The organism is Idiomarina aquatica (genome assembly GCF_004362895.1).
Classification (GTDB): Bacteria; Pseudomonadota; Gammaproteobacteria; order Enterobacterales; family Alteromonadaceae; genus Idiomarina.
The window spans coordinates 48,545-74,630 of the sequence record NZ_SNXI01000010.1 but is presented as its reverse complement, the minus strand read 5'-3'; the positions used below and the strand labels follow the sequence as shown (position 1 = coordinate 74,630).

Below are 26,086 nucleotides of genomic sequence, written 5' to 3'. Positions count from 1 at the left end.
TACAACCACAAGCCTGCGGGCCTGTGGCGAGCTTTGTTGACTTAAATAAAATTAAGAAAACAAAAAGCCCACGGCCTAAAAACCGTGGGTTTTTTTTTGCCTAAAAGTGGAGATAAGACAATGCAGGTACTGAAATTTGGCGGTTCGTCATTAGCATCGATGGCACACATGCGACGCGTGAGTGACCTTATCACTGAGCGTGCAAACAACACGCAGCTAACCGTTATTTTATCAGCACCTAAAGGCGTCACGAATTTACTTGAACAGATGATCTCACAGGCGCTTATCGGCGAGCCTAATCCTGAGCTATTAGCTCAATGGCGACAGCGCTGCATGGAATTTATTATTAAAGATCACCCGGGACTTGAGGCGTTTATTAACGACTTAACTCAACGATTGGAACAGCAACTACAGGGAATAGCGCTGCTGCAAGAATGCACACCGAGAACGCGGGCAAAATTGATGGCTATTGGCGAACTGATAAGCGTTAAGGTGATGCAGGTATTAGTTGATAACGGAACACAAGCCAAGACGCCGCTGTTACCGGTCGAACAGTGCATAAGTGCGTCTGGCGACTATCTGAATGCGCAGGTCAATATTAGAGAAACAGCAAAGTTAATACAGCTTTGGCTCAAACAAAGTCAGCCTGGCCTGGTACTAGTGCCAGGTTTCCAGGCAAGCCATGAAGATGGGGGACTGTGCTTACTGGGTCGGAATGGCTCGGATTATTCTGCTGCGGTGATCGCTGCGGCGATAAATGCTGAAAGTTGTGAAATATGGACCGATGTGGATGGCGTTTTTACCGCAGATCCCAGGGCGGTAGACGATGCCAGGCTTATCACCCGATTGAATTACGAAGAAGCGATGGAGTTATCGCACTTTGGAGCCCGTATTTTACATCCTAAAACTATTGCCCCCTTGGCCCAGTTTGGTGTCCCTTGCCGGATTAAAAATAGTGATAACCCAGACGCTCCGGGGACGTTGATCGATGCGCAAGGTGATATCAGCTTGCCTGTAAAGGGCCTGTCAAGTTTACAAGACATGGCGTTAGTGACGGTTTCGGGACCCGGCTTAAAAGGCGTAGCGGGTATTTCCGCTCGGGTGTTTTCGAGTCTGGCGAATTGTAATATTTCAATCAACCTGATTACTCAGTCGTCCTCAGAGTTCAGCATTAGTTTTTGTATTGAGCAACGGTGTGTTGCACAGACTAAAAAGGCGTTAAGAAGCGAGTTTGAATTAGAGTTAGCCTCTGGCTTAATAAAGCCGCTGCAGGTGCAAAAGAATATGGCGATCATATCCCTTATAGGTGATGGAATGCGTCAGCAGGTGGGGCTCGCTGCACGATTTTTTGCCTCGCTTGCGCAAGCGCATGTCAATGTTTGTGCAATGGCGCAAGATAGTAATGAACGGGCTGTTTCTGCAGTTATTAACGATTCTGAAGCGCCTGATGCGATTACCGTATGTCATGAAAACTTCTTTACTCACATGCCCAGTATCGATTTGTTTTTGGTGGGCTGCGGCACGGTGGGGCGTCAATTGCTGGAACAGCTTGAGCGTCAACAGCAGTTCTTGCAAAAACGTAATGTGAAACTGCGGGTGTTTGGTATCGCGAATAGCCGTCAGTTATTACTCAGTAAAAAGGGCATCGATTTAGGTCAGTGGCAGGCAAAACTCGATAACGCTAAACAGGCATACAGCGTAGAGGCGATAAAGCAGTTCGTTAAACGCCAGCATTTGGTCAACCCTGTGCTCGTGGATTGCACCAGTTCGGCCGAAATCGCGTCAAGCTATCAAGAGTTTTTGAATAATGGCTTCCATGTGGTCACGCCGAACAAAAAAGCCAATACCATGGGGTGGGATTATTACCAGCAGTTACGAGAAACAGCCCGGGCCAAACACAGGCGCTATCTTTACGAAACGACGGTTGGCGCGGGGCTGCCGATTATTGACGCTGTACAGGGGTTGCAGCATGCCGGTGACCAGTTACGCCAGTTCGGCGGTATTTTGTCGGGTTCATTGTCGTACTTATTTGGCTTGCTGGAAGAAGGTGAAAGCTTTTCGCAAGCCATAATTCAGGCGAAACAAAAAGGCTATACCGAGCCGGATCCCAGGGATGATTTATCAGGCATGGACGTGGCGCGAAAACTATTGATTATGGCACGTGAAATAGGTCTGCCGTTGGAGCTTAATGACATAACTATCGAACCTTTATTGCCGCCGGGTTTTACCGACGATAGCGACAGTATTGACGATTTTATGGCAAAACTCCCGCAGTTGGATGCCTATTATCAACAACGTTATCAGCAGGCAAATAAGCAAGGAAAGGTGTTGCGTTACGTTGCGGAAATCCACGATAACCAATGCCAGGTGCAAATCTTAGAGCTGGAACCTGATCACCCACTGGCAACGATTAAAAATGGTGAAAATGCACTAGTGATTCAAAGTGATTATTACCAGCCTATTCCATTTGTGCTGCGCGGTTATGGCGCGGGAGCAACGGTGACAGCGGCTGGTATTTTTAGCGATATTATGCGCACGTTGGCTTGGCAGCAACAGGCTTGAACGACTGTTCGAATAGGGAGTTAAGTGATGGAAAAGACCTATTATGCGCCGGCCTCTATCGGCAATTTTTCAGTCGGATTTGATACCCTCGGGCTGGCACTATCACCCGTTAATGGTGAGCTGCTGGGTGACCGACTCGCTATAGCGACCGCGGCTAAACATTCAACAAAATCTAAACTGGTAGTAGCGGGCCGCTATCGGCACCAGTTGCCGACTAAATCGCAAGATAACTTGGTGCTGCGCTGTTGGACGGCTTTTCGACGCTTAGTAGCCAAGCCATTGCCGGAACTTAATTTCACGCTACAAAAGGAGTTGCCGGTAGGTAGTGGTTTAGGCTCAAGCGCGTGTTCGGTGGTAGTGACCTGTTATGGGCTCAATCACTTTTTTGCAGAGCCGCTAACGACGATGGAATTACTCAATCTAATGGCAGAAATCGAGGGTGGCGTGAGCGGTTCGGTGCATCTTGATAACGTTGCACCAGCGTTTTTAGGGGGTATGCAGTTGATGACACCAAGCCTGGACGAACCGGCGCTTAAATTGCCTTGGTTCAGTCATTGGTCGGTTGTGGTGAGTTACCCAGGCACTGTGATCAACACGGCCATGGCGAGGCAGGTTTTGCCGGCAACCATTGCATTGCCAACAACCGTCCGCGCGGCAAAAAACTTAGCAAGCTTTGTTAGTGGATTGTATACGGAGAATGAAGCTTTGGCGCTGAATGCGCTCGAGGATACTATTGCAGAGCCGTACCGCCAGCCGTTGATTCCAAAGCTTGCATCATTGCGTGAGCAGGCGCATCGCTTAGGTATTCATCATTTGGGTATTTCAGGCGCCGGACCAACATTATTTGCATTGTGTACCGATGACGAACAGGCTCGGCAAGCACAACAGCTGTTTGAAAACCACTACCACACGAATGCGGATGCGATGACTCATCATTGTCGGGTAGATTTATCGGGAGCGCGTTTATTAGTATCGGAGGAGGCACCAAATGCCATTAGTTAATCTCGCTGATGAGAGTCAATGTGTCAGTTTTTATGACGCGGTCCGTATCGGTTTGGGGCGCAGTCAGGGCCTTTTTTTTCCAAAGGTTGAAGAGCTGCCAAAGCTCCCTGTTGATGAACTGCTGGCCATGCCTTTTGCGCAACGCAGCGGCGTGATTTTGTCGGCGCTGGCAGGTGGCGATATCAGTATTGAAGATGCCACGGAGATGGCACAACAGGCGTTTAACTTTGCTGCCCCTGTGGTTGCGGTAAACGAAGCGGTCAGTTGCCTTGAGTTATTTCATGGACCAACGCTGGCCTTTAAAGATTTTGGTGCACGTTTTATGGCGTTGGCGCTGGCAAAGGCAAAAGAGGTTAATGGTGATAATCGACCGTCGACCATTGTCACTGCAACATCGGGGGATACCGGCGCTGCAGTTGCTGCCGCGTTTTATCGTCAATCAAGTGCCCGGGTTGTAGTGCTGTATCCTCAGAATAAAGTGAGTCCGCTTCAAGCGCGGTTATTTACGACCTTGGGCGATAACGTGCAGAGTATTGCTGTTAATGGTGACTTTGATCAGTGTCAGGCACTAGTAAAACAACTGTTTAATGACGCAGAGGCAGTAAATCATCTAAATTTAAACTCTGCCAACTCGATTAACATTAGTCGTTTATTTGCGCAGGTATGTTATTACTTTGAAGCGTGGGCACAGTTGTCGACTGACAAACAAAACCGCACGACCATAGTGGTTCCAAGTGGCAATTTCGGTAACGTATGTGCCGCACTTTTGGCTATGCAACTCGGTTTACCGATAAAGCGGGTGATTGCCGCTACCAACAGTAATGATACGGTGCCGAGGTATTTACAGAGTCGGCAATGGCAGCCATCACCAACCAAGCAAACGCTATCTAATGCGATGGATATTAGTGCACCTAATAATTGGCCTAGAGTGGAAGCATTGTTAGCACATAATCCTGAGCTTGGTGGCCGCTTTGAATCGGTTTCGGTTTCTGAGCAGGATACAGTAGAGGCGCTTCAAGCATTGCATTCGCAGGGTTACTTAAGTGAGCCCCACACGGCAGTAGCATTTTCTGCATTTAAAAAGCAACAGCAACAGGGTGAGCATGGTCTTATCGTGGGAACTGCGCACCCGGCCAAGTTTGCTGAGCTTGTTGAACAGATATTGGGTGCATCGATAGAACTGCCAAAACGATTACAGCATGTTATCGGAAAAGCAGAGCTTAACCAAACCATGGAGCCCGATTATCAACAACTTAGAGAATTTTTGTTCGACTACCAATAAAAACGGTTGCATGACAAGTTTTAGCGTGATACCAATAAATAAAGTTGAATAAATAACAGCCAAAAGAAGACTAATGTTTAAAATTATGTTCGTTCAAATTATTAACCTACTACTCATCGTGCGTCTAATCAGCCGCGCGGGAGCTTTTATGCGTTAATAGAAAAAAAACGAACAAAAAAAGCCCCGCCTTCAGGTCGGGGCTTTTTTTTTGCCTCGACGGCAGGTAGCAACAGAGCCGAAGAGGAAACGCAATGACACCTACAGCAGATAATAGAGTTTGGATTTTTGACACAACTTTACGAGACGGTGAACAGGCATTACGGGCTAGTCTCAGTAAAAAGCAAAAAATTCAGCTCGCCGACGCGATTAGCCGCTTGGGGGTCGACGTGATGGAGCTTGGATTTCCAGCCTCTTCACCGGGTGATTTTTCTGCCGTTGCGGAAATTGCTCAGACAATTAAGGGCCCTGTGATGTGTGGATTAGCGCGGGCAATTCCTGATGATATTCGTGCCTGCGGAGAGGCGTTAAAAGGAGCCGAACGTGCTCGAATCCACACGTTTATTGCAAGCTCGCCCTTACATTTGCAGTACAAACTTAGAAAGTCATTACAACAGGCGACCGAGCAAGCAGAAGCCAGTATCCGGTTAGCAAGGCAATATACTGACGACGTTGAATTCTCTTGCGAGGATGCCGGGCGCACACCCATTGATGACTTATGTTATATGGTTGAACGCGCCATCGCGGCAGGTGCCACCACGATTAATATTCCCGATACCGTTGGTTATACCGTCCCCACTGAATTTGCTCATATCATCACAGCTTTAAAAGAGCGAGTGAATAACATTGATCAAGCTCGATTAAGTGTTCATTGCCACAATGATTTAGGGTTGGCCGTTGCTAATAGCTTAGCTGCTATCGAAGCTGGCGCCAGGCAAGTTGAGTGCACGGTAAATGGTATTGGTGAGCGCGCAGGTAACTGTGCGCTTGAAGAAATAGCTATGATACTGAATACCCGCGCTGACACCTTACCCTGGCATACTGGTATTCAAGGTCACGAAATATATCGAACCTCACAAGTGGTGAGTCAAGTTTGTAATATGCCAATTCAGGCAAATAAAGCCATTGTTGGCAGCAACGCGTTCGCTCATTCCTCCGGCATCCATCAGGATGGTGTACTAAAAGCACAAAACACGTATGAGATCATGCGTCCCGAGTCGATAGGTATGCGTGCTAACTGCTTTAACCTAACGTCGCGCAGTGGCAAGCATGTCATTAAACATCGTTTACATGAACTTGGATATCGCGATCAGGACTACGATTTAAACGAGGTATATAGCAGCTTTTTAGAGCTGGCTGATAAAAAAGGCCAAGTCTTTGACTACGATTTGGAGGCTTTGGTTTTTGCGCAATCCCTGCAGGCCCAGGACGATCCTTACAGCCTGGCTGAATTAACGACACAGACAGACACTGATGGCAAAGCCTCAGCGACGGTAAAGCTAGGTTGCCACGGGCGTTTGGCGACTCAAACACGAGAGGGCAATGGACCCGTTGATGCTGCGTATGACGCGCTGCAAGCCATTATAGAGCAACCGATTTCGCTAGAGAGCTATCAACTCAGCGCCAAGGGGTGTGGAGCGGATGCGCTTGGGCAAGTTGATATTACTGCGAATTTTGATGGGCAACACATCCATGGTGTCGGTTTAGATACTGATATCGTCAAGGCATCGGTGCAAGCTTATATCCATGTGCTGAACACGGCTGCGCGGGCTATTCAGGTGCGTGCTCTCAAGACTGATTTACAAACAGAGTCGAAGGAGAAAGCATCATGAACACTTACTATATTGCTGTGTTAGCCGGCGATGGTATTGGCCCTGAAGTGGTCAATGAGGCGACCAAGGTATTAGATGCTTGTGCGCAACGATTTGATTTTTCGTGTTGCTATCGTTATGCCGAGGTTGGTGGTGCGGCTATCGACAGCTCCGGCAACGCACTTCCCGCAGCCACCTTAACGGCATGCGAAACCAGTGATGCTATTTTGTTCGGTTCAGTCGGTGGACCTAAATGGGCTAATTTGCCGCCTCAGCAGCAGCCCGAGCGAGCCGCCTTATTGAAGCTTCGTCAACACTTTGATCTGTTTTGCAATATTCGCCCCGCGCGCTGGTACGACGGCTTTGAAGTACTAAGTCCACTGCGCGCTGACATAACCGCTAAGGGAATGGATATTGTCTGTTTTCGCGAGCTCACCAGTGGTATTTACTTTGGCGCCAAAGAGCGTTCAGCAGAGCAGGCGACTGACACTCAGACCTATCGTTACAACGAAGTCTATAGTATCGCAACCAAGGCATTCGAAGCCGCCGCAAACCGTAAAGGCAAAGTGACCTCAATCGATAAGGCTAATGTGATGGCGACCGGGGTCTTGTGGCGACAAGTTGTCGATGACGTCGCTAAGCAGTATCCGCACATAAAGCTTGAACACATGTATGTGGACAATGCTGCGATGCAATTGATTCGGGACCCAAGTCAGTTTGACGTAATGCTTTGCGATAACTTGTTTGGCGACATCCTTTCGGACGAACTCGCGGCAATCGCTGGCTCGCTTGGGCTGTTGCCATCAGCGAGCATTAACACCCGGGGATTTGGTCTTTACGAACCTGCAGGCGGCAGTGCACCCGATATCGCCGGTCTGGGTATTGCTAACCCAATCGCGCAAATTTTAAGTGCAGCACTGATGCTGCGATACAGCTTTGCTAACGACGATGCCGCCTGTGCAATTGAGGCAGGTGTCGCACAGACATTAAAACAACATCAAGTAACTGCAGATTTAACCAGCAATAACGCGGTTTCTACCGCCAGCGTCGGTGACGCGGTAGCACGATTCATTAGTGAGGAAGCAACATCATGGGCATGACATTATACGAAAAAATCTATCAGCAGCATAAAGTAGCGACTATGAATGACAGTACTGATCTGCTTTATATTGATTTTCATTTTATCCATGAGGTGACTTCGCCACAGGCCTTCGCAGGATTAAAACAAGCAGGGCGAGACGTACGTAACCCCGTAGCAACACTGGCTACGATGGACCATAATATTTCTACCCAAAACCGGCGTATCGATGGTGCCGGTGACGTTTCCAGACAACAGTTAACGGCTTTAAAACAGCATTGCGATGAGTTCCGAATCCCGTTGCTTGATATCACCCATCGTGATCAGGGAATTGTGCACGTAATTGGTCCGGAACAAGGTATTACCCAGCCGGGAATGACAATTGTCTGCGGCGACTCGCATACATCAACGCATGGCGCATTCGGCGCTCTGGCTTTTGGCATTGGCACCAGCGAGGTCGAACACGTTTTGGCTACGCAAACGTTACCCCAGCAACGTGCAAAAAGCATGAAAGTGCAAGTAGACGGGCAATTGCCTGCCGGCGTTACTGCAAAAGACGTTATTTTAGCGGTGATTGGCAAAGTTGGCACTGCCGGAGGTAGTGGTTACGTTGTTGAGTATTGCGGTGAAGCAATCGAGTCGATGGACATGGAAGAACGCATGACGATTTGTAACATGACCATCGAAATGGGCGCTAAAGCCGGCTTGATCGCGCCGGATGAAGTGACCTTTAGTTACCTGGAAGGACGTCCTCGAGCGCCCAGCGCACAACAATGGCATCGAGCTAAAGCGCGTTGGAAAACATTGAAGTCAGATGCCGATGCCACCTTTGATAAAACAGTGGTACTGGATGCTGGTAGCATCCGCCCTCAAATCACCTGGGGTACGTCACCAGAGCAGGTTATGGCGCTTACCGACCGGGTTCCTGACCCGACTCAGTTCGACACCAGCGACTTACAGCGCAGTGTCGCCGACGCATTGCATTATATGGGCTTAACACCTGGCTCAGCCCTGCAGGATTACCCGGTAGATGTCGTGTTTATCGGATCGTGTACGAACAGTCGGCTGGTTGATTTGCGCCAAGCAGCTGCGGTAGTAAAAGGCGGGCGAGTGGCACCGCATGTAAGAGCTCTGGTGGTGCCGGGTTCAGCACAAGTGAAACGCGAAGCCGAAGCCGAGGGACTTGCCGATATTTTTAAAGCCGCTGGTTTTGAATGGCGTGAACCCGGCTGTTCAATGTGTCTTGCGATGAACGATGACATCGTGCCCGCCGGTAAACGCTGTGTGTCAACCAGTAATCGTAATTTTGAGGGGCGACAAGGGCGTATGGCAAGAACGCACTTAGCTAGCCCGGCGGTAGCTGTAAGCGCTGCAATACATGGTTATTTATCAAGTACTCCGTTAGTGAGTGGGGAGGGGTTAATATGAGCAATTACTTTCACCAGGGAGCTGCGTGTCCGTTAGCTGTAGATAATGTCGACACTGATCAAATTATTCCTAAACAGTTTTTGACTGGGGTGTCGCGGGAAGGTTTTGGTGAAGCGCTGTTTTACGATTGGCGTTACCGTGAAGATGGCACTAAAAATCCAGACTTCGTTTTGAATAAACCCCAGTTTAACGAGGCAAGCGTATTGGTTGCTGGCCATAATTTTGGCTGCGGTTCGAGCCGCGAGCATGCGCCGTGGGCATTAGCACAATTTGGCTTTAAAGTTATTGTTGCGAGTAGTTTTGCTGATATTTTTTACCGCAACTGCATTAACAATAAACTCTTGCCTGCGCGCGTGACAGCCAATGCGCTTGAATCGATTCAGCAGTCTATTAGCGACTCTGCAGATAGCCAACAGGCACGGCAGATAAGTGTTGACCTAAAGAATCAGGAACTGATTTTGGCTAACGGTGAGGTTTTCAGCTTTGAATTAGCGTTTAGTGATCGCGAACAATTGCTAAACGATAATGACTTTATTGGTATGGCTGAACAGTATGCCGATGCGATTGACCGTTATGAAGATTCGCGGGCAAACGATGCGCCATGGTTTATGCCGCAGTCGTTTGCCGTGTGATAAGAGGCTAGTTTGGGGCAGCAACGTGTTTAGCGCTGCTGCCCAGGAAGAATTGATAGCTGGGTTGTTTTGTCACATCGATAAATGGATAGCCAAGTTCATGTAGCAATTGGTTAAGCGCTTGCTCAGAAGCATCGGTAAAGCCCACCAACACATCACCATAGGCTGCGCCGTGATTGCGATAGTGAAACAAGCTAATATTGGCGTGATCGCCCAGCGCACTCAGAAAGTCACTCAACGCCCGGGGATGCTCCGGAAAGGTCACTTGATACAAACGCTCCTGCAACACCTGTTGAGGACGTCCCCCGACCATATGTCTAAGATGTTGTTTGGCTAGTTCATCCTGAGACAAATCGACAAACGGATACCCGGCAGTGGCTAATGTGTGTTTAACATCAATTAGTTCGCTATCACCGCCGGTCAGTTTTATACCGACAAAAATATGTGCTTGCGAATCATCGGCATAGCGATAATTAAACTCGGTAATAACGCGGCCTTCGAGCAATTCGCTAAAGCGCCGGAAGCTACCCACCTCTTCGGTAATGGTTACAGCCAGTAACGCTTCACGTAGCTCGCCAATCTCACTTCGTTCTACGATATAACGGAGCCTGTCAAAGTTCAGGTTGGCCCCCGACAACACCGTTGCCAAGCGCAGGTTTTGCTGTTGTTCATGTGTGCGCGAAAACTTTTTTAAGCCGGCTAACGCCAGCGCTCCGGCGGGTTCGGCTATAGCTCTGGCATCATCAAAAATATCTTTTATAGCTGCACAAATCTCATCGGAACTAACCGTAATTACTTCATCACAAAGGGCACTAGCAATTTTGTAAGGCAGCTTTCCTACTTGTTTGACAGCGGTGCCGTCAGCAAATAGTCCAACTTGAGATAACCGCATAGGATAGTGAGCAGCAAGCGCGGCGCTGAGTGATGCCGCATCTGCCGGCTCCACGCCAACCACTTTTATATGTGGTTGGATACTTTTAATATAAGCTGCCATACCGGCGAGTAAGCCGCCACCACCGACAGGAACAAAGACCACATCAAGATTGGGCTGCTGTGCGAGCATTTCTTTGGCGACAGTACCCTGACCGGCAATAACAGCCTCGTCATCAAAGGGTGGTACATAATGTAGCTGACGAGTTTGAGCCAGCTGCAGCGCGTGATCACTTGCGCTATCGAAATTAACACCGTGCAGAATAACTTCTGCGCCCATATCACGAACGGCCATCACCTTAATTTCGGCCGTGGTTACCGGCATCACCACCACGGCGTGCATGTCGAGTTTAGCGGCTGAATAGGCAACCCCCTGAGCATGATTACCGGCTGAGGCACAAATTACACCGTGGTGACCTTGCTGCCGGAGCTGATAAAGTTTATTAAACGCTCCCCGCAACTTAAACGAATAGATAGGTTGCTGATCTTCGCGTTTTAAAAACACCTGATGTTTCAGTCGATGGCTTAATTTCGGCATGCGTTGCAACGGGGTTTCTACCGCCGCCTGATAGACAGGAGCGAGCAGAATTTGCTGTAAAAAATGGTGCCGTAACTCGTTGGTATCCAGTGATTCAATCATCATAACTCCCGCCCAGGATGCGCTAACGGCAAGACACGCACAGCACCTTTGTCGGCACTGCTGGTAAATGCTGCATAAGCGCGCAGAGCGGTGCTGACAGCGCGTTGCCGCGGCATCGGTTGCCAGCTATCACAGCCGCGTTCATTCATCACCTGGCGGCGCGTCGCTAACAGCGTTTCCGAGATGTTTAATGTTATTGAGCGACGGGTAATGTCAATGGTGATGGTATCTCCATCTTCAACCAGACCGATGGCGCCACCGGCTGCAGCCTCAGGCGACACATGACCAATTGACAAGCCAGACGTGCCGCCGGAAAAGCGACCATCGGTAATTAGTGCACACTGACTATCAAGGCCAACCGACTTTAAATAGCTGGTGGGATAAAGCATTTCTTGCATTCCCGGGCCGCCGGCAGGTCCCTCGTAGCGTATTACAACTACCTCACCGGCTTGAACATCGCCATTTAAAATGCCTTCTACCGCACTATCCTGACTGTCAAAAACCCGCGCGGGGCCAGTAAAGTCATACATCGATTCGTTAACCGCTGCGGTTTTTACGACACAGCCGTTGACTGCAATATTACCGTGTAAAATAGCCAGCCCGCCCTCCTGCGAGTAAGCATAGTCGCCGGAGTGAATGCAGCCGTGTTCGCGATCAATGTCAAGACTGGGGTAATAGCAATCTTGGGAAAAGGCCTTAGTGGTGCGAATACCCGCCGGACCCGCCCGGTAAAAGGTTAATACGTGTTCTTCTTGCGTGCGGCGTATATCCCATTTTGCAAGCCAGCTCTCCAAGGACTTGAAGGCGACGTGTGCGACATCGCGGTTGAGTAGGTTCATGCGTTCAAGCTCACCCAGGATGGCTACTACGCCACCTGCGCGATGCACGTCCTCCATGTGAAACTTCGGTGTTGCAGGAGCTACTTTGCATAAGTTGGGAACTTGCCGTGACAACGCATCGATTTCTGCCATGGAAAAGTCAATTTCGCCCTCATAAGCCCCGGCCAGCAAGTGCAAAATTGTGTTGGTCGATCCGCCCATGGCGATATCCAGCATCATCGCATTCTCAAAAGCTGAGCGGTTAGCAATTTGACGTGGTAGCGCGCTGTCATCGTCATTTTGATAATAGCGTTGGCATAAATCCATGACTGTTTTGCCGGCATCAACAAAGAGTTGTTTACGCAATTGATGGGTGGCCAATAACGAGCCATTTCCAGGCAATGCCAGCCCTAGCGCTTCGAGTAAGCAGTTCATCGAATTAGCGGTAAACATGCCCGAACAGGAACCGCAGGTAGGACAGGCGCTTTGTTCAATCGACTCGCTATCGCTGTCGGATACCGTCGGGTTGCCACCAGCGACCATAGCATCGACCAAGTCGAGTTTGATAATTTGGTCAGAAAGCTGCGTTTTGCCTGCTTCCATGGGACCACCCGAAACAAAAACGACAGGAATATTAAGCCGCATAGCGGCCATAAACATGCCCGGGGTGATCTTGTCGCAGTTTGAAATGCACACCATTGCATCGGCACAGTGGGCGTTTACAACATACTCGACCGAGTCAGCAATCAAATCGCGCGAAGGCAGGCTATAAAGCATCCCGTCATGACCCATGGCGATACCGTCATCAATGGCAATACTGTTAAATTCTTTTGCGATACCACCACTGGCGCTGATGCTGTCAGCAACCAGTTGGCCCACTTCGCGTAAGTGAACATGACCGGGTACAAACTCGCTAAACGAGTTGACCACTGCCACAATGGGCTTACCAAAATCAGTATCTTTTACGCCTGTTGCACGCCATAAAGCGCGAGCTCCAGCACGATTTCTTCCTTGTGTGACCGTTGATGATCGTAACTTGGGCATAACTAACCTCGTTGACTGCTCAGTTGTAATGGGTTCAATGCGCTATGGCTTGCTGCATAGCCGGTTCGGCTTGGTTTATATCCAAACTGGCACCGACTTTTAGCTCCATCACGTGATAGACTTTTGCTAATTGATTGATGAGTAGCTCTATATTTCGGTCGCTGGCAATTTCCAGTGTTACGTTTTGTTGACATGTGTCCTCGCGGCTCAGCTTAAGTCCGGTAACGGTAAAGCCGCGATAGCGTGTGACCTGTAAGATGCGTTCAATAGCGATGGGGTGATGATCAACGAGTAAGGTAACTATGGTATGCATTAGTTATTCTCCGTCAGCATTTGGTGGTTGGCAGCGCCCGGCGGTACGAGTGGCCAAACATTTTCGGCGGCATCGATGCGGACATGTAATAGGAAAGGCCCCTGACTGCTGAGCAGTTGGTCAATGGCGTCAGGCACCTGCTCGGCACGATCGATATAAGCAGATGGAATTTCAAACGCTTTTGCCAGGGTACAAAACTCAGGGTTATCGCTAAGGTCTGTTTCGCTGTAGCAACCATCAAAGAACAGTTGTTGCCATTGTCGAACCATTCCCAAGCGTTGATTATCGATGATGATTATTTTTACCGGCAGGCTAAAGCGCTTTATGGTGCCAAGCTCTTGTACGTTCATCATAAAAGAACCATCGCCGCTAATAGCAAACACGCTGTCACTAGGGCGAGCGATCTGCGCGCCAATTGCGGCGGGCAGGCTAAACCCCATAGTCCCTAAACCACCGCTACTTAAGTGATTGTTGGGCTGAGCGAAGCGCATATGTTGCGCAACCCACATTTGGTGCTGACCAACATCCGGGCAAATGACTGAATTGGCCGGCATACTGTCGCTGATAAGGCGAAGTAATTTAGGCGCATAAATACCCTTTTCCGGGTTGCGGTACTGCAGTGGATACTGGTGGTTCAAATCCTGACAGTATTGGCGCCAGTCGTCACACTGCGTAGTAACCTGCAACGATGGCAATACCTCGCGTAGGTTACCGTGTATACCGCATAGCGCGCGTCGTCTTTTATTGAGTTCGGCCGGGTCAATGTCGATGTGAATGACTTTAGCGTGGGGCGCAAAGTCAGCTAACTTACCGGTAACACGGTCATCAAAACGCGCGCCAAGGTTAATTAGCAAGTCGCACTCCTGAACCGCCAGGTTAGCGCATTGCCGTCCATGCATACCAATCATGCCTAAATCATGTGGATAGTCGCCGGCAACACTGCCCAAGGCTTTTAGCGTCGATACGGTAGGTAACTGGGTTGTTGCAAGAAACTCCCGCAGTTGCGGCACGGCATTTGCCATGGTCACACCACCACCGATATAGGCCACCGGACGCTTCGCCTGCGATATCAAGTGACGAGCCAAAGCAACCGCTGCCGCATTACTTATCGTGTGGGAGGGCTGAGGTGGCGGCATTGGACTGTGATCAGCTGCTGTCTTTTTGGTCGTGCTGGCAGCGCCCAGCTGGATGTTTTTAGGAATGTCGATGATGACAGGCCCCGGCCGTCCCTCGCTGGCAATTCGAAAAGCTTGTCGCAAGGCTTCCTGAAGTTCGCTGGCTTCATTAACCAATATACTGTGTTTGGTAACGGCTAAGCTTAGTCCGAGTACATCGATTTCCTGAAATGCGTCAGTACCCATCACGGCTTGATCCACCTGGCCGGTAATAGCAACGATGGGCACTGAGTCAAGTTTGGCATCGGCTAAAGCCGTTAGGAGATTGGTCGCTCCTGGTCCTGAGGTTGCCATACAAACGCCGGTTTTGCCGCTGGCTCTCGCATAGCCGATAGCTGCAAACGCAGCGCCTTGCTCGTGCCGGCATAAGAAATGTTGCACCGGCGATCTATAGAGCGCGTCGTAAATCGGCATGATAGCGCCGCCGGGATATCCAAAAACGTGCTCAACGTGCTGGCTTTCTAAAAATTCGATGATGGATTCGGCGCCTGTCATTACTTTTTAGCCTTTTTTTGCCCTTAAACGAAAAAACCCCCGCTTGTTGAAGCGGGGGTTTTTGGATTTTGCTTTTTGTCTGTTGCTTTACAAATTCCAACACCTGCCCGCGCAGCGATTAATAATCACCACGAGTAGGACTAGAATGTTAATGTTTGCAACAGCAACTAAACGCATTGTAAAAATCTCTTTCTCTAACTAAACGGTCTGTTTTTGTTCGTGTCTATTTATTGTTCTAACATTCGTGAGGTTAATGTCAACGCTTTTTTTGTTTTGGTTGCATATCCTTCATATAACGTCGAAGTTTTCGGCCGATTTGCTCGATAGGGTGCTGATAAATCGCTTCGTTGATTGTATTTAAGACTGGGTAGTCAAACGTTGCCGATTCAGCAGTTAGTCCCAACCCGATATCACTGCTACTGATATGAGCAAAAAGCTCTTTTTGCAGAATCGGATAAGCGGCGTTAGCAAACAAATAATTTCCATATTCAGCGGTATCAGAGATAACAACATTCATTTCATAGAGCCGTTTTCTGGCTATCGTGTTAGCGATCAAGGGTAACTCGTGTAACGACTCATAGTAGGCTGATTCAGAACGAATACCGGCATTCACCATGGTTTCGAATGCGAGTTCTACACCGGCTTTAACCAGTGCCACCATCACCACTCCGCGCGCGAAGAAATCGTTACAGTTGCGTTGCTGATCAGAATCAGGAGCTTGCTCGAATGCACTTTGTCGCGTGTTTTCTCGCCAGCTCAGCAAGTCATGGTCATTATTCTGCCAGTCTTGCATCATCTGCTTAGAAAACGCACCACTTAAAATGTCATCTTGATGTTTATTAAATAACGGGGTTAGCGCCTCTTTTGCCTGCTCTGCAAGCTGGTATGCCCGAACCCTTGAAGCACTGTCGAGGTTGCTCATCATCAGGGTGATACCGCCAAATTTTAGCGCTTCGGTAATTTCTTCCCACCCATACTGGACTAAGTGCGCTGCTTCAGCGGCTTCAATGCCGTTACTGACCATATGTTCAAAACACAGCAGCGAGCCCACCTGTAACATACCGCACAGGATAGTTTGTTCGCCCATGAGGTCCGATTTGACCTCTGCCACAAACGAGCTTTCCAGTACGCCCGCTCTGTGACCACCGGTGGCTGCTGCCCACGCCTTGGCCCAGGCAAGACCGTGGCCGGTTGGGTCATTCTCAGGGTGGACTGCGATTAATGTCGGCACACCAAAGCCGCGCAGATATTCCTCGCGAACTTCGGTGCCGGGACACTTAGGCGCCACCATAATGACGGTGATATCGTCACGTATCTTTTGTCCTACTTCGACGATATTAAAGCCATGCGAGTAACCCAGCGTTGCGCCTTTTTTCATCAATGGCATCACCGCTTCAACGACCGCGCTGTGCTGCTTATCCGGGGTTAAGTTAATGACCAGATCAGCGCTTGGAATAAGCTCTTCATAGCTACCTACAGAAAACTTTTCTCGTGACGCGGATTGCCATGAGGGCCGTTTTTCGTCGATCGCAGCAGGTCGCAGTGCGTAGCTGACATCAAGGCCTGAGTCACGCATATTAAGCCCTTGGTTAAGTCCCTGGGCACCGCAGCCGACAATTACAACCTTCTTACCAACAAGTTCCTGGCAACCTGCTTCAAACTCGTTAGCCTGCATAAATCGACACTGTTGCAATTGCGCTAATTGGCGCCGAAAGGGAAGTTGATTAAAGTAATTCTCAGCCATAGGTTTCTCCTTAAATTTAAGATTACCTTACGGCAAAGCAATTGTTGCGTATAATGAATTATTTGCATTATTGTATTGCGATTCCCGCAACAAACAGTCGCAACAACTCGCAACAATAAGGAAGGTCATGGATTTACGTTCTCTGGAGTTATTCATTTCACTGGCCGGGACATTGCATTTTGGCCGCACCAGTGAGGAACAGCATGTCAGCCCATCTGCTTTATCACGGCACATTCAGCGCTTAGAAAATGCCCTGGGTACTCGTTTGTTCGTCCGTAATAACCGCTCCGTAACATTGACCCAACAGGGCCAACAAGCTTTGCAGAGCTGTCAATCCATTCTCGCGGAATGGCAGCAGCTGCAAATGCAATTAGCAGATGACGGCGAACTAAAAGGCAAGCTACGATTGTTTTGCTCGGTAACAGCAGCGCAGACTTTTATGCGTCAGTTTATCGAAGGCTTTCGACCAAATTATCCCCACGTTGCGTTAAGCGTTGATACCGGAGATCCTGCGCTGGCTCTTGAACACGTGTTACGGCAGCAGACGGATATTGCCATTGCCACACGCCCTGAGCAGGTACCGGATGGTGTGCTTATGCATCAGTTATACACCTCGCCGCTAGTGATGATTAGGCCGAAAACGACATGCGCAGTGCGGGAAAAAACCCTGGCCGGGAAGATTGACTGGAACGACATGCCAATAGTGGTGGCACAGATGGGGCTATCGCGTGAGCGATTATTTACATGGTTTGAGGCGCACCGTCAGCAACCGCGCGTTTATGCCGAAGTGGCAGGGCACGAAGCCATTGTTGCTATGGTCGGTTTAGGGCTGGCTGTTGGATTGGTGCCTGAAGTTGTGGTGGAGCAAAGTTCGATTCGCGAGCAAATCGAGGTATTTCTGCGGCCCCGGGACATTGAGCCGTATCACGTCAGTCTATGTTGTCTAAAAAAGCGACTACAAGACCCCGTGATAGCGGCGTTTTGGCATAGTGCTGTTGGCTAGAATTGCACTTGGCTCACATCAATTGTTTAAGATAGTCATCGTAACTTCCCGAAAAGTTACGCATTCCCTGGTCGGTTAATTCGATAATTCGTGACGCCAGTGACGACACAAACTCGCGGTCATGACTGACAAATAACAGCGTGCCGTCGTATTGTTCCAAAGCCAGATTTAATGCTTCGATAGACTCCATATCTAAGTGGTTAGTGGGCTCATCCATAATCAGCACGTTAGGGCGCTGGAGAATCAACTTACCGAATATCATGCGACCCTTTTCGCCACCGGATAAAATCGTAACGGGTTTATTAATGTCATCCTGCGAAAACAACATGCGACCCAGTACGCCACGTATCGCCTGGTCATCATGGTAGGGTTTTTTCCACTGACTCATCCATTCAAAAACGGTTATTTTGTCTTTAAACCAATCTGCGTGATCCTGGGCGTAGTAGCCAATATTGACGTTCTCAGACCACTTAATCAGGCCGCTATCGATATCGTACTGTTCCATTAGGCACTTCAATAGCGTGGTTTTTCCAATACCGTTAGCACCTAAAATAGCGACTTTTTCGCCGACCTCGATAATACCGCTTAAACCTTTCAGCACATGATTGTCGTCAAAGGACTTATTTAATCCATCCATCTCCAACGCTAAGCGATACAGTTTTTTCTCTTGCTCGAAACGAATGTACGGACTGACTCGACTCGATGTTTTAACTTCGGCCAATTCTATTTTTTCTATTTGCTTAGCGCGTGACGTTGCCTGCTTGGCTTTTGACGCATTGGCAGAGAAGCGGCTGACAAATTGCTGCAATTCAGCGATTTTTTCTTTCTTCTTGGCGTTATCATTTAATAGCTGTTCACGCGCCTGGGTTGCGGCAAACATATACTGATCATAATTACCCGGATACACGCGCAGTTCGCCATAATCAATATCGGCCATATTGGTACAAACGCTGTTTAAGAAGTGCCGGTCATGCGAAATAATGATCATGGTCGCTTCGCGTTCGTTAAGCGTATCTTCCAGCCAGCGGATAGTATTGATATCGAGGTTGTTGGTCGGTTCATCCAGCAGCATGATATCCGGCTCCGCAAATAGTACCTGGGCCAGCAATACACGCAGTTTTAACCCGGGAGCGATTTCGCTCATGGGGCCAAAATGTGACTCCAGCGGGATACCCACACCAAGGAGCACATCGCCGGCACGTGATTCTGCGGTGTAACCGTCAAACTCGGCAAATTCGACTTCCAGGTCGGCGACCCGCATGCCATCCTCTTCGCTCATTTCCGGTAAGCTATAAATACGGTCACGCTCAGCTTTAACCTTCCATAGCTCTTCATGGCCCATGATCACCGTATCGATAACGCTAAACTGCTCATAGGCAAACTGATCCTGACGCAACTTGCGGACGCGCATATCCGGGTCAATCGACACATTGCCCGCCGATGGCTCAAGGTCGCCACTTAGAATTTTCATAAACGTGGATTTACCACAACCATTTGCGCCGATAAGGCCGTAACGGTTGCCGTTACCAAATTTAACAGAGATATTTTCGAAGAGAGGTTTTGCACCAAATTGCATGGTGACATTAGAAGCAGCGATCACTATTTATACCCGAACAAAAATTAGGCGCGTAATCTACGCGTTATTGGGCAAAATTACAAAGGAAATCGCAGTCTGCGGGTAAATTAGCCCGCCTGACGGCGGGCCGTTTTATTACAGTTCTTGTTTGGTTGGGCGAATGATCATCTCATTCACGTCAACCTCGCCAGGTTGCTCAATAGCAAAGGTGATGGCGCGTGCAATAGCATCTGAGTCAATCGCATCGTTATACAAATCGTCTGCCATTTCTTTTGAGTCTTTATGACTAATATGGTCGGTTAATTCTGTAGCGACCGCTCCCGGCGAAATATTGGTTGAGCGAATCTCGCCGTTAGATTCCTGACGAATCCCTTCGCTGATCGCTTTAACCGCATATTTGGTCGCACAGTAAACTGCTGCACCTGGGAATACCACGTGACCGGCCACTGACGATAAATTGATAATGTGTCCGGCATGCTGCTCGCGCATCGTCGGCAGTACAGCACCAACACCATACATAACACCCTTGATGTTGACGTCAATCATCTGATCCCATTCATCGATTTTTAACTCATCAAGCGGGGCTAGCGGCATAAGGCCGGCGTTGTTAACTAACACGTCAATGCGTCCAAACTTATCTTTCGCGGCTTTTGCCAGTGCTTCAACCTGGTCACGATGCGTTACATCGACCGTTTGATAGATGGCTTCGCCGCCAGCCTGGGTAATTTCATCGGCTAATTGCTTTAGCCGTTCTTCACGGCGAGCGCCGAGTACCAGCTTGGCTCCCTTAGCTGCCAGCATTTTTGCTGCCGCCTCGCCTAACCCACTACTTGCACCGGTAATAATGACTACTTTCCCGTTAACTTCAGACATTGTGTACTCCATAACGTCAAATATGTGGTTATTACTACGGACAGACTGTGATTTAGATTACTGCCTTTCATTGATCGAGATGTCATACTGATCAGTATTCCATATCACGTTAAAAAGTAAGTGGAGGATTTATGTCCAAAGTATTGTTAATTACCGGTGCATCGAGTGGCATTGGTAAAGCAACAGCTAAAAAAGCTGTAAGTGAAGGAATAAAAGTCATATTGACCGCACGGCGTAAAGAGTTACTTGAAGAGCTAGTGGGTGAACTGGGGGCTGATAATGCCTTTGGCGTTGCAGCAGATGCAGGCGACTACGAGCAACTCAAGCAGGTTGTCGATAAGGGCGTTGCTCACTTCGGTAAGCTAGATGCTGTGTTTGCCAATGCGGGTACCGGCGTCAATACTGCTGGTACAGAAGGCGGTGACCCGGACGAATGGAAGTCAATGATTGACGTAAACATCAATGGCTTGCTCTACACCGCCAAACTGACCTTACCCCATTTGCGTGAATCAACCGGACACTTTTTAATGACAGGCTCAGCAGCCGGGCGCATTACTCTAAAAGGGTCAGTTTATGGCGCGACCAAATGGTTTGTGCACGGCTTTGCCCAAAATCTTGCCGAAGAAATGAAAGAATGGAATGGCCGCTGCACAACCATCGCGCCGGGCATGGTTAATACACCGTTCTTTGATGAACCTAAGCCTGATAAGTTAGATCCCGATGACGTTGCAGATGCAGTACTGTATGCTTTAAACGCGCATCCTCGTAATTGCGTAAGGGAAGTATTTTTAATGCCCGCTTATAACTAACAGCGTCATGTTCGAGCACTTGTTCGCACAAAGGAGTGTCAGTGAAAAAACAAAAGCAGCCTGTTTCATGGAAGCGACTCAGTATTTTTGCTGCGCTGTTTGTGGCATTAACACTGGCAGGCTTTTTCACGGTATTTGAGCACTTCTCGGGGCGTAGTCTTACGTTTGACTGGCAGCTGCTGCGCCCCGAATTTATTCTCGCCAGCCTCGCTTTATTGACGGTCTATTTTGTCAGTGATGGGCTTCGCTTTTACTACACCCTAGTGGCGCTGGGTATAAAGGTTAGCCCCAAAGTTATGACAAAGCTGGTGTTTATTAATATCTTTTTCTCCAATATTACGCCAATGGCGACCGGTGGTGGGTTTGCGCAAGTATGGTTTTTGCACGAACACGGGGTGTCTGTGGGTAAAGCGATGGCCGGTAGTACGATTAGAACCGTATTAGCAGTGCTTTTTATTTTCTCATTGTCGCCCATTTTTCTGCTGACCCTTCCACCGTTGCAAGAGTCGTCCTTAAGTAACAGTATCAGCTCGGCCTTAGCTGTGTTTACCGTAATCTATTTAGCATTTTTTATCGTACTGCTGTGGCGTGCGGTGTGGTTGGTCACGCCTATGACGGGAGTGGTTAAAGGCCTCTATCGGCTTAACCTGATCTCGCAGGAAAAAATGCGGCGTTGGAATTTTACCTTAATGCGCGAGTTATTTAAGTTTTCAAAAAGTTTTTCGGACTATGTGCGCGGTCCAAAAAAAGCCATTATCTTGTCGGTGTTACATACTGCACTATTTTTACTCGCGTTGTTTAGTTTCCCCGCGTTGATCATGTGGGGACTGGGCTATGACGTGCCTTACTTGTTATCAGTCGGTTTGTTGGTGGTGACAACGTTCATCATGTACTTTTCGCCCACGCCGGGGGCTTCGGGCATTTCAGAAGGCGTGTTCGGCAATTTCTTTAATACCTTATTAGAGCAGCATCATCTGTTATTGGTAACCTTTAGCTGGCGCACGCTAACCATATACCTGGGCATGGTCATCGGCTTATTTATTTTGCAGCACTATTTAATTAGCCGTTCTAAACAGTCTGTGCAGGTGGGTTATGAATAAACGCCAGTGGTTAAAGCTGCTTTTTTACTTCAATATCGCGATACTCCTGGCGATGGTGGCTTACAAGCTGTATTTAAACTTCGCTAGTGCAGAGTACTCTGCTGTGCATAGTGAACAGCTATCTTCTATCAGCGCTCGAATTGAAGGCCAGCCCCAGTATAGCTTTGCCGTGGTGGGTAATATTAATAATTCGGTGGGTATCTTTGAGCGCCGCATTATTCCCGAGCTCAATAATAGCGATATTGATTTTGTTATTTCTGCCGGCAATGCGGTCAGCGGCGGTGGCGAGGACAAATACCGTGCATTAAAGGGTACGCTGTCGCATTTAGATAAGCCGTACCTGTTAACTTTTGGCGAAAACGAGTACGAGGAATTTGGCAGCTTCCGTTTTTATGATCATTACGGGCCACACTTTTTCAGTTTTAGTGCCGGTGATAGTCGTTTTATCTTTCTGGATAGTACGGGAAAAACGCCTTGGCAGTGGCAGATCCGTTGGTTAACTGACATATTGCGTGCAGATCAATCTGAACATCGGTTTGTGTTTATTGGACACCCCTTGTTTGAGCCGAAAGAAGAGTTTTTGCTTTCAGACGAAGAAGACTTTCTGCAACCCGAAACATTTCGCCAGGCGCTATTGTCAACTTTTGAGCAGTTTGACGTTGATCGGGTTTTTTCCGCCAATATATCCGTATTTTCGGAGCATATAGAAGCAGGCATCCCCCATGTAACAACCGGCGGCGCCGGTGGCTTAGTACTAAATCAGGATGATAGCTTTTATCACTATGTAAAAGTGACCGTCGATACCAATGATGGCATTTCTCAGCAGGTGGTCGAGTTGCCGGTCGGGCAACACCCAGTATTAAAGCAACTAGAAAGCTTTTGGTTTTTTATCTATTCGTTATTCTACACGGGCTTTGTTAATTTTTTCTTATTGTTAGCACTGTTCCTGGCGGTCAGCATTAAACTGTATAACGCGGTATTTGTGGGCAAGAATTATTACCCTAACTATGATATTGATGCCGGACCCTGGCTTAAAAAGTCGTTAAAAGTAGTGATGTTTACCAACAACTACTTGCCGTTTATAGGTGGAGTGCCAATTTCTATAGAGCGCCTGCGCTACGGCCTAACAAAGGTAAAAGACACAGTTTTAATCGTCGCGCCGCGTTATCGCGATAACGTCAAAAAGGAAAACAACGTCATTCGCATGCCATCGTTGTTTTCGTTTGGCGATAAGAGTGAGTTCCGTTTTGCCAACATATTTTCTGGCTATGTGCGTAAAAAAGTCCGCGAGTTTAAGCCCGATATTATCCACTCCCACCACCCGTTCTGGATTGGCTCGGTTGGCGTATTTATGGCCCGCCGCTTAAAAATACCGGTCGTCTACACCTATCACACGCGGCTAGAGCATTACGCACATTTTGTATTTTTACCCGGAAGTCTATTCCGCAATATTATCGCGCACTTTTTGGTCAGGCGGTTTGCCAATAAGTGTGACAGCGTGATCGTGCCTACTCAGTCGACTGAAGAGTACCTGCGTTTAATTGGTGTGAAAAGTACCATCTATGTGCAGCCAACGGGCATTGAATTTGATCGTTTTCAACAGCGCGACGAGGCAGTTATCAAGCAACTCAAAACACAACAAAATATCAATGACGAAACGGTATTTGTTAGTGTGGCGCGCTTGTCCAACGAGAAGAATATCGACTTTATGTTAGAGGCGCTGGCGCAGCTAAAAACGCAAACAGATAAACCGTTTCGTTTTTTAATGATTGGCGATGGCCATCAACGCCAGCGCTTACAGCAAAAATCCAACGATCTTGGTTTGGCCGAGCAGGTGTCGTTCGTTGGCGCCGTGCCGCCGGAAGAAATGCCGCAATGGTACCAACTCGGGGATGTGTTTTTATTTGCCTCACAGTCCGAGACTCAGGGCATGGTTATTCTAGAAGCCATGGCGGCGGGACTGCCGGTGGTGGCAGTGCGCTCAAGCGGTATTGACGATGTCGTGGCCGATGGGGTTAACGGCTATAAAACCCCGGCGCAACAAGCGTTGTGGTTAGAAAGGGTTAAATACCTACTCGAAGATAAAAAACAACGCCAATCACTGGCAAAACAAGCGGTTGAATGTGCTGCGTCGCATTCGGTTGAGAACTTCACCCAGGAAGTTCGCTATGTTTATGCGGAAACGTTGGCGCGCTATGCGCAAAAGCGACGGGATAATTAAGACTATGACGACAGCAAACGTTTGTTTTGGCGAACAGCCGGTCACCATAAAGGATGTTGTAGCGCTTGCTAACAATGAGGTGACAGCAACCTTGAGTAAAGCGCCGGAATTTGTTGCCCGAATTGACGCTGGTGTTCGTTTCCTCGATGACCTGTTAGAGCAGGATGGCGTGATTTACGGCGTGACCACGGGCTATGGTGACAGCTGTACCGTTTCTGTGCCTGACAACCTGGTTTCAGAGCTGCCTATTCATTTAACACGCTTCCACGGCTGTGGGTTGGGCGACTACTTTAACGAGCAGGAAACGCGCGCTATTTTGGCGGTGCGCCTGGCATCGCTGACTCAGGGGTACTCAGGGGTGAGTTGGCCGCTGTTAGAACGTTTGGTACTGATGCTGAATGAAAATATGCTGCCACTAATTCCTAAAGAGGGCAGTGTTGGCGCCAGTGGTGACTTAACACCGCTGTCTTATATTGCTGGCGCTTTAATTGGCGAGCGGGATGTTCGCTTTAACGGTGAAATTATGACAAGCGCGGAAGCTTTCAAGGCTCTGGGTGTCGAACTTCACACGCTGCGTCCCAAAGAAGGTTTAGCGATAATGAATGGCACGGCGGTGATGACCGCACTGGCTTGTCTGGCCTGGGATCGTGCTGACTATTTAACCCGCCTGTCCAGCCGCATTACTGCGTTAGCCAGCATTGCATTAGACGGTAATTCAAACCATTTTGACGAACTGCTGTTTGCCGTTAAGCCGCATAAAGGCCAGCAACAAGTCGCCAAGTGGATACGTGACGACTTGAATCATCATGAGCATCCGCGTAATTCCTCCCGGTTGCAGGACCGCTACTCCATTCGCTGTGCGCCGCACATCATTGGTGTGTTGAAAGACGCTTTGCCGTGGTTCAAAGACACCATTGAAAACGAGCTGAACAGTGCTAACGATAACCCGATTATTGATGGTATTGGCGAGCATGTTTTGCATGGAGGCCACTTCTACGGCGGCCACATTGCTATGGTCATGGACTCGATGAAAGCAGCTATAGCGAACCTGGCCGATTTGCATGACCGGCAAATGGCGTTGTTGCTTGATACGAAAATGAATCATGACTTGCCATCGAATTTATCGGCGGCTGAAGGCGAGCGAAAGGCGATTAACCATGGCTTTAAAGCGGTGCAAATTGGTTGTTCTGCCTGGACTGCAGAAGCGCTAAAACTGACCATGCCTGCGAGTGTTTTTTCACGCTCCACTGAATGTCACAATCAGGACAAGGTCAGTATGGGAACCATCGCAGCTCGCGATTGTATGCGGGTACTCGAACTCACGGAGCAAGTGACAGTGGCCACCTTGTTAGCGTCCTATCAGGGCAGTGTTCTGCGCGAACGTATGGCAGGGAAGCTGCGTGACACCGGGCCAGAGTTGGCGGCAATGCGAGCGTCGCTAGCCGCTGAATTCGAACTGCTAGTAGAAGATAGACCGCTGGAACACGAACTTCGTCACTGGTTAGAAAAAGTTCGAGGCAAGCCATGGAGCTTATACGCGGAGTCTGAGTAGA

The 26,086-nt window shown here is 48.8% G+C and carries 19 protein-coding genes; 12 read left to right on the top strand and 7 right to left on the bottom strand.

Annotated features, from left to right (window positions below; all coding sequences use genetic code 11):
- Positions 1 to 120 precede the first annotated feature (120 nt).
- From thrA to leuD, 7 genes are all read left to right on the top strand, one after another.
- Positions 121 to 2,562 carry a bifunctional aspartate kinase/homoserine dehydrogenase I gene (gene thrA, locus DEU29_RS08675; RefSeq protein WP_133539971.1) on the top strand — a complete coding sequence of 814 codons (2,442 nt, stop codon included), beginning with the start codon at positions 121 to 123 and terminating at the stop codon, positions 2,560 to 2,562.
- 27 nt (positions 2,563 to 2,589) lie between these two features.
- On the top strand, positions 2,590 to 3,564 hold the full coding sequence (gene thrB, locus DEU29_RS08670) for a homoserine kinase (RefSeq protein ID WP_133539970.1): 975 nt from the start codon (positions 2,590 to 2,592) through the stop codon (positions 3,562 to 3,564).
- Positions 3,551 to 4,846 carry a threonine synthase gene (gene thrC, locus DEU29_RS08665; RefSeq protein WP_133539969.1) on the top strand — a complete coding sequence of 432 codons (1,296 nt, stop codon included), beginning with the start codon at positions 3,551 to 3,553 and terminating at the stop codon, positions 4,844 to 4,846. The genes thrB and thrC overlap by 14 nt, the downstream gene beginning before the upstream one ends.
- 251 nt (positions 4,847 to 5,097) lie before the next feature.
- The gene (gene leuA, locus DEU29_RS08660) at positions 5,098 to 6,675 is read left to right on the top strand and encodes a 2-isopropylmalate synthase (RefSeq protein WP_133539968.1); all 1,578 of its coding nucleotides are present in this window, start codon (positions 5,098 to 5,100) and stop codon (positions 6,673 to 6,675) included.
- Complete coding sequence (leuB, locus tag DEU29_RS08655) at positions 6,672 to 7,754, top strand: 3-isopropylmalate dehydrogenase (protein WP_208107621.1); 1,083 nt, start codon at positions 6,672 to 6,674, stop codon at positions 7,752 to 7,754. Before leuA ends, leuB begins: the two co-directional genes overlap by 4 nt.
- A complete protein-coding gene (gene leuC, locus DEU29_RS08650) occupies positions 7,745 to 9,160 on the top strand; it encodes a 3-isopropylmalate dehydratase large subunit (RefSeq protein ID WP_133539966.1) in 1,416 nt (471 codons plus the stop codon). Before leuB ends, leuC begins: the two co-directional genes overlap by 10 nt.
- Positions 9,157 to 9,792, top strand: coding sequence for a 3-isopropylmalate dehydratase small subunit (gene leuD / locus DEU29_RS08645; protein WP_133539965.1), 636 nt, complete (start codon positions 9,157 to 9,159; stop codon positions 9,790 to 9,792). The genes leuC and leuD overlap by 4 nt, the downstream gene beginning before the upstream one ends.
- Positions 9,793 to 9,799: 7 nt before the next feature.
- On the opposite strand, the gene ilvA is transcribed toward leuD, so the two are convergent.
- The 5 genes from ilvA to ilvC form a co-directional block, all read right to left on the bottom strand.
- Complete coding sequence (gene ilvA, locus DEU29_RS08640) at positions 9,800 to 11,365, bottom strand: threonine ammonia-lyase, biosynthetic (protein ID WP_133539964.1); 1,566 nt, start codon at positions 11,363 to 11,365, stop codon at positions 9,800 to 9,802.
- Complete coding sequence (gene ilvD, locus DEU29_RS08635) at positions 11,362 to 13,224, bottom strand: dihydroxy-acid dehydratase (RefSeq protein WP_133539963.1); 1,863 nt, start codon at positions 13,222 to 13,224, stop codon at positions 11,362 to 11,364. Before ilvD ends, ilvA begins: the two co-directional genes overlap by 4 nt.
- Before the next feature lie 34 nt (positions 13,225 to 13,258).
- The gene (ilvM, locus tag DEU29_RS08630; protein ID WP_133539962.1) at positions 13,259 to 13,537 is read right to left on the bottom strand and encodes an acetolactate synthase 2 small subunit; all 279 of its coding nucleotides are present in this window, start codon (positions 13,535 to 13,537) and stop codon (positions 13,259 to 13,261) included.
- The gene (ilvG, locus tag DEU29_RS08625; protein WP_133539961.1) at positions 13,537 to 15,207 is read right to left on the bottom strand and encodes an acetolactate synthase 2 catalytic subunit; all 1,671 of its coding nucleotides are present in this window, start codon (positions 15,205 to 15,207) and stop codon (positions 13,537 to 13,539) included. Before ilvG ends, ilvM begins: the two co-directional genes overlap by 1 nt.
- A 256-nt stretch (positions 15,208 to 15,463) precedes the next feature.
- On the bottom strand, positions 15,464 to 16,951 hold the full coding sequence (gene ilvC, locus DEU29_RS08620; protein ID WP_133539960.1) for a ketol-acid reductoisomerase: 1,488 nt from the start codon (positions 16,949 to 16,951) through the stop codon (positions 15,464 to 15,466).
- Between the two features lie 127 nt (positions 16,952 to 17,078).
- Here ilvC and ilvY point away from each other — a divergent pair, with 127 nt between their 5' ends.
- Positions 17,079 to 17,954, top strand: a complete 876-nt coding sequence (gene ilvY / locus DEU29_RS08615; RefSeq protein WP_133539959.1) for an HTH-type transcriptional activator IlvY — start codon at positions 17,079 to 17,081, stop codon at positions 17,952 to 17,954.
- Between the two features lie 13 nt (positions 17,955 to 17,967).
- Here ilvY and DEU29_RS08610 read toward each other — a convergent pair whose 3' ends face one another.
- Entirely contained in the window at positions 17,968 to 19,554 is a 1,587-nt protein-coding gene (locus DEU29_RS08610; RefSeq protein ID WP_133539958.1) for an ABC-F family ATPase, read from the bottom strand.
- Between the two features lie 111 nt (positions 19,555 to 19,665).
- Positions 19,666 to 20,403 (bottom strand): SDR family oxidoreductase, encoded by a 738-nt coding sequence (locus DEU29_RS08605; protein WP_133539957.1) that lies wholly within the window; start codon positions 20,401 to 20,403, stop codon positions 19,666 to 19,668.
- A 131-nt stretch (positions 20,404 to 20,534) separates the two neighbouring features.
- On the opposite strand from DEU29_RS08605, the gene DEU29_RS08600 reads away from it, so the two are divergent.
- The 4 genes from DEU29_RS08600 to DEU29_RS08585 are packed head-to-tail and all read left to right on the top strand — an operon-like array spanning position 20,535 to position 26,085.
- Positions 20,535 to 21,212 carry an SDR family oxidoreductase gene (locus DEU29_RS08600; protein WP_133539956.1) on the top strand — a complete coding sequence of 226 codons (678 nt, stop codon included), beginning with the start codon at positions 20,535 to 20,537 and terminating at the stop codon, positions 21,210 to 21,212.
- Positions 21,213 to 21,253: 41 nt separating this feature from the next.
- A complete protein-coding gene (locus DEU29_RS08595) occupies positions 21,254 to 22,312 on the top strand; it encodes a lysylphosphatidylglycerol synthase transmembrane domain-containing protein (RefSeq protein WP_243734526.1) in 1,059 nt (352 codons plus the stop codon).
- Entirely contained in the window at positions 22,305 to 24,533 is a 2,229-nt protein-coding gene (locus DEU29_RS08590) for a glycosyltransferase (protein ID WP_133539954.1), read from the top strand. Before DEU29_RS08595 ends, DEU29_RS08590 begins: the two co-directional genes overlap by 8 nt.
- A gap of 4 nt (positions 24,534 to 24,537) precedes the next feature.
- Entirely contained in the window at positions 24,538 to 26,085 is a 1,548-nt protein-coding gene (locus DEU29_RS08585) for an HAL/PAL/TAL family ammonia-lyase (RefSeq protein ID WP_133539953.1), read from the top strand.
- The last annotated feature ends 1 nt before the right edge of the window (position 26,086 follow it).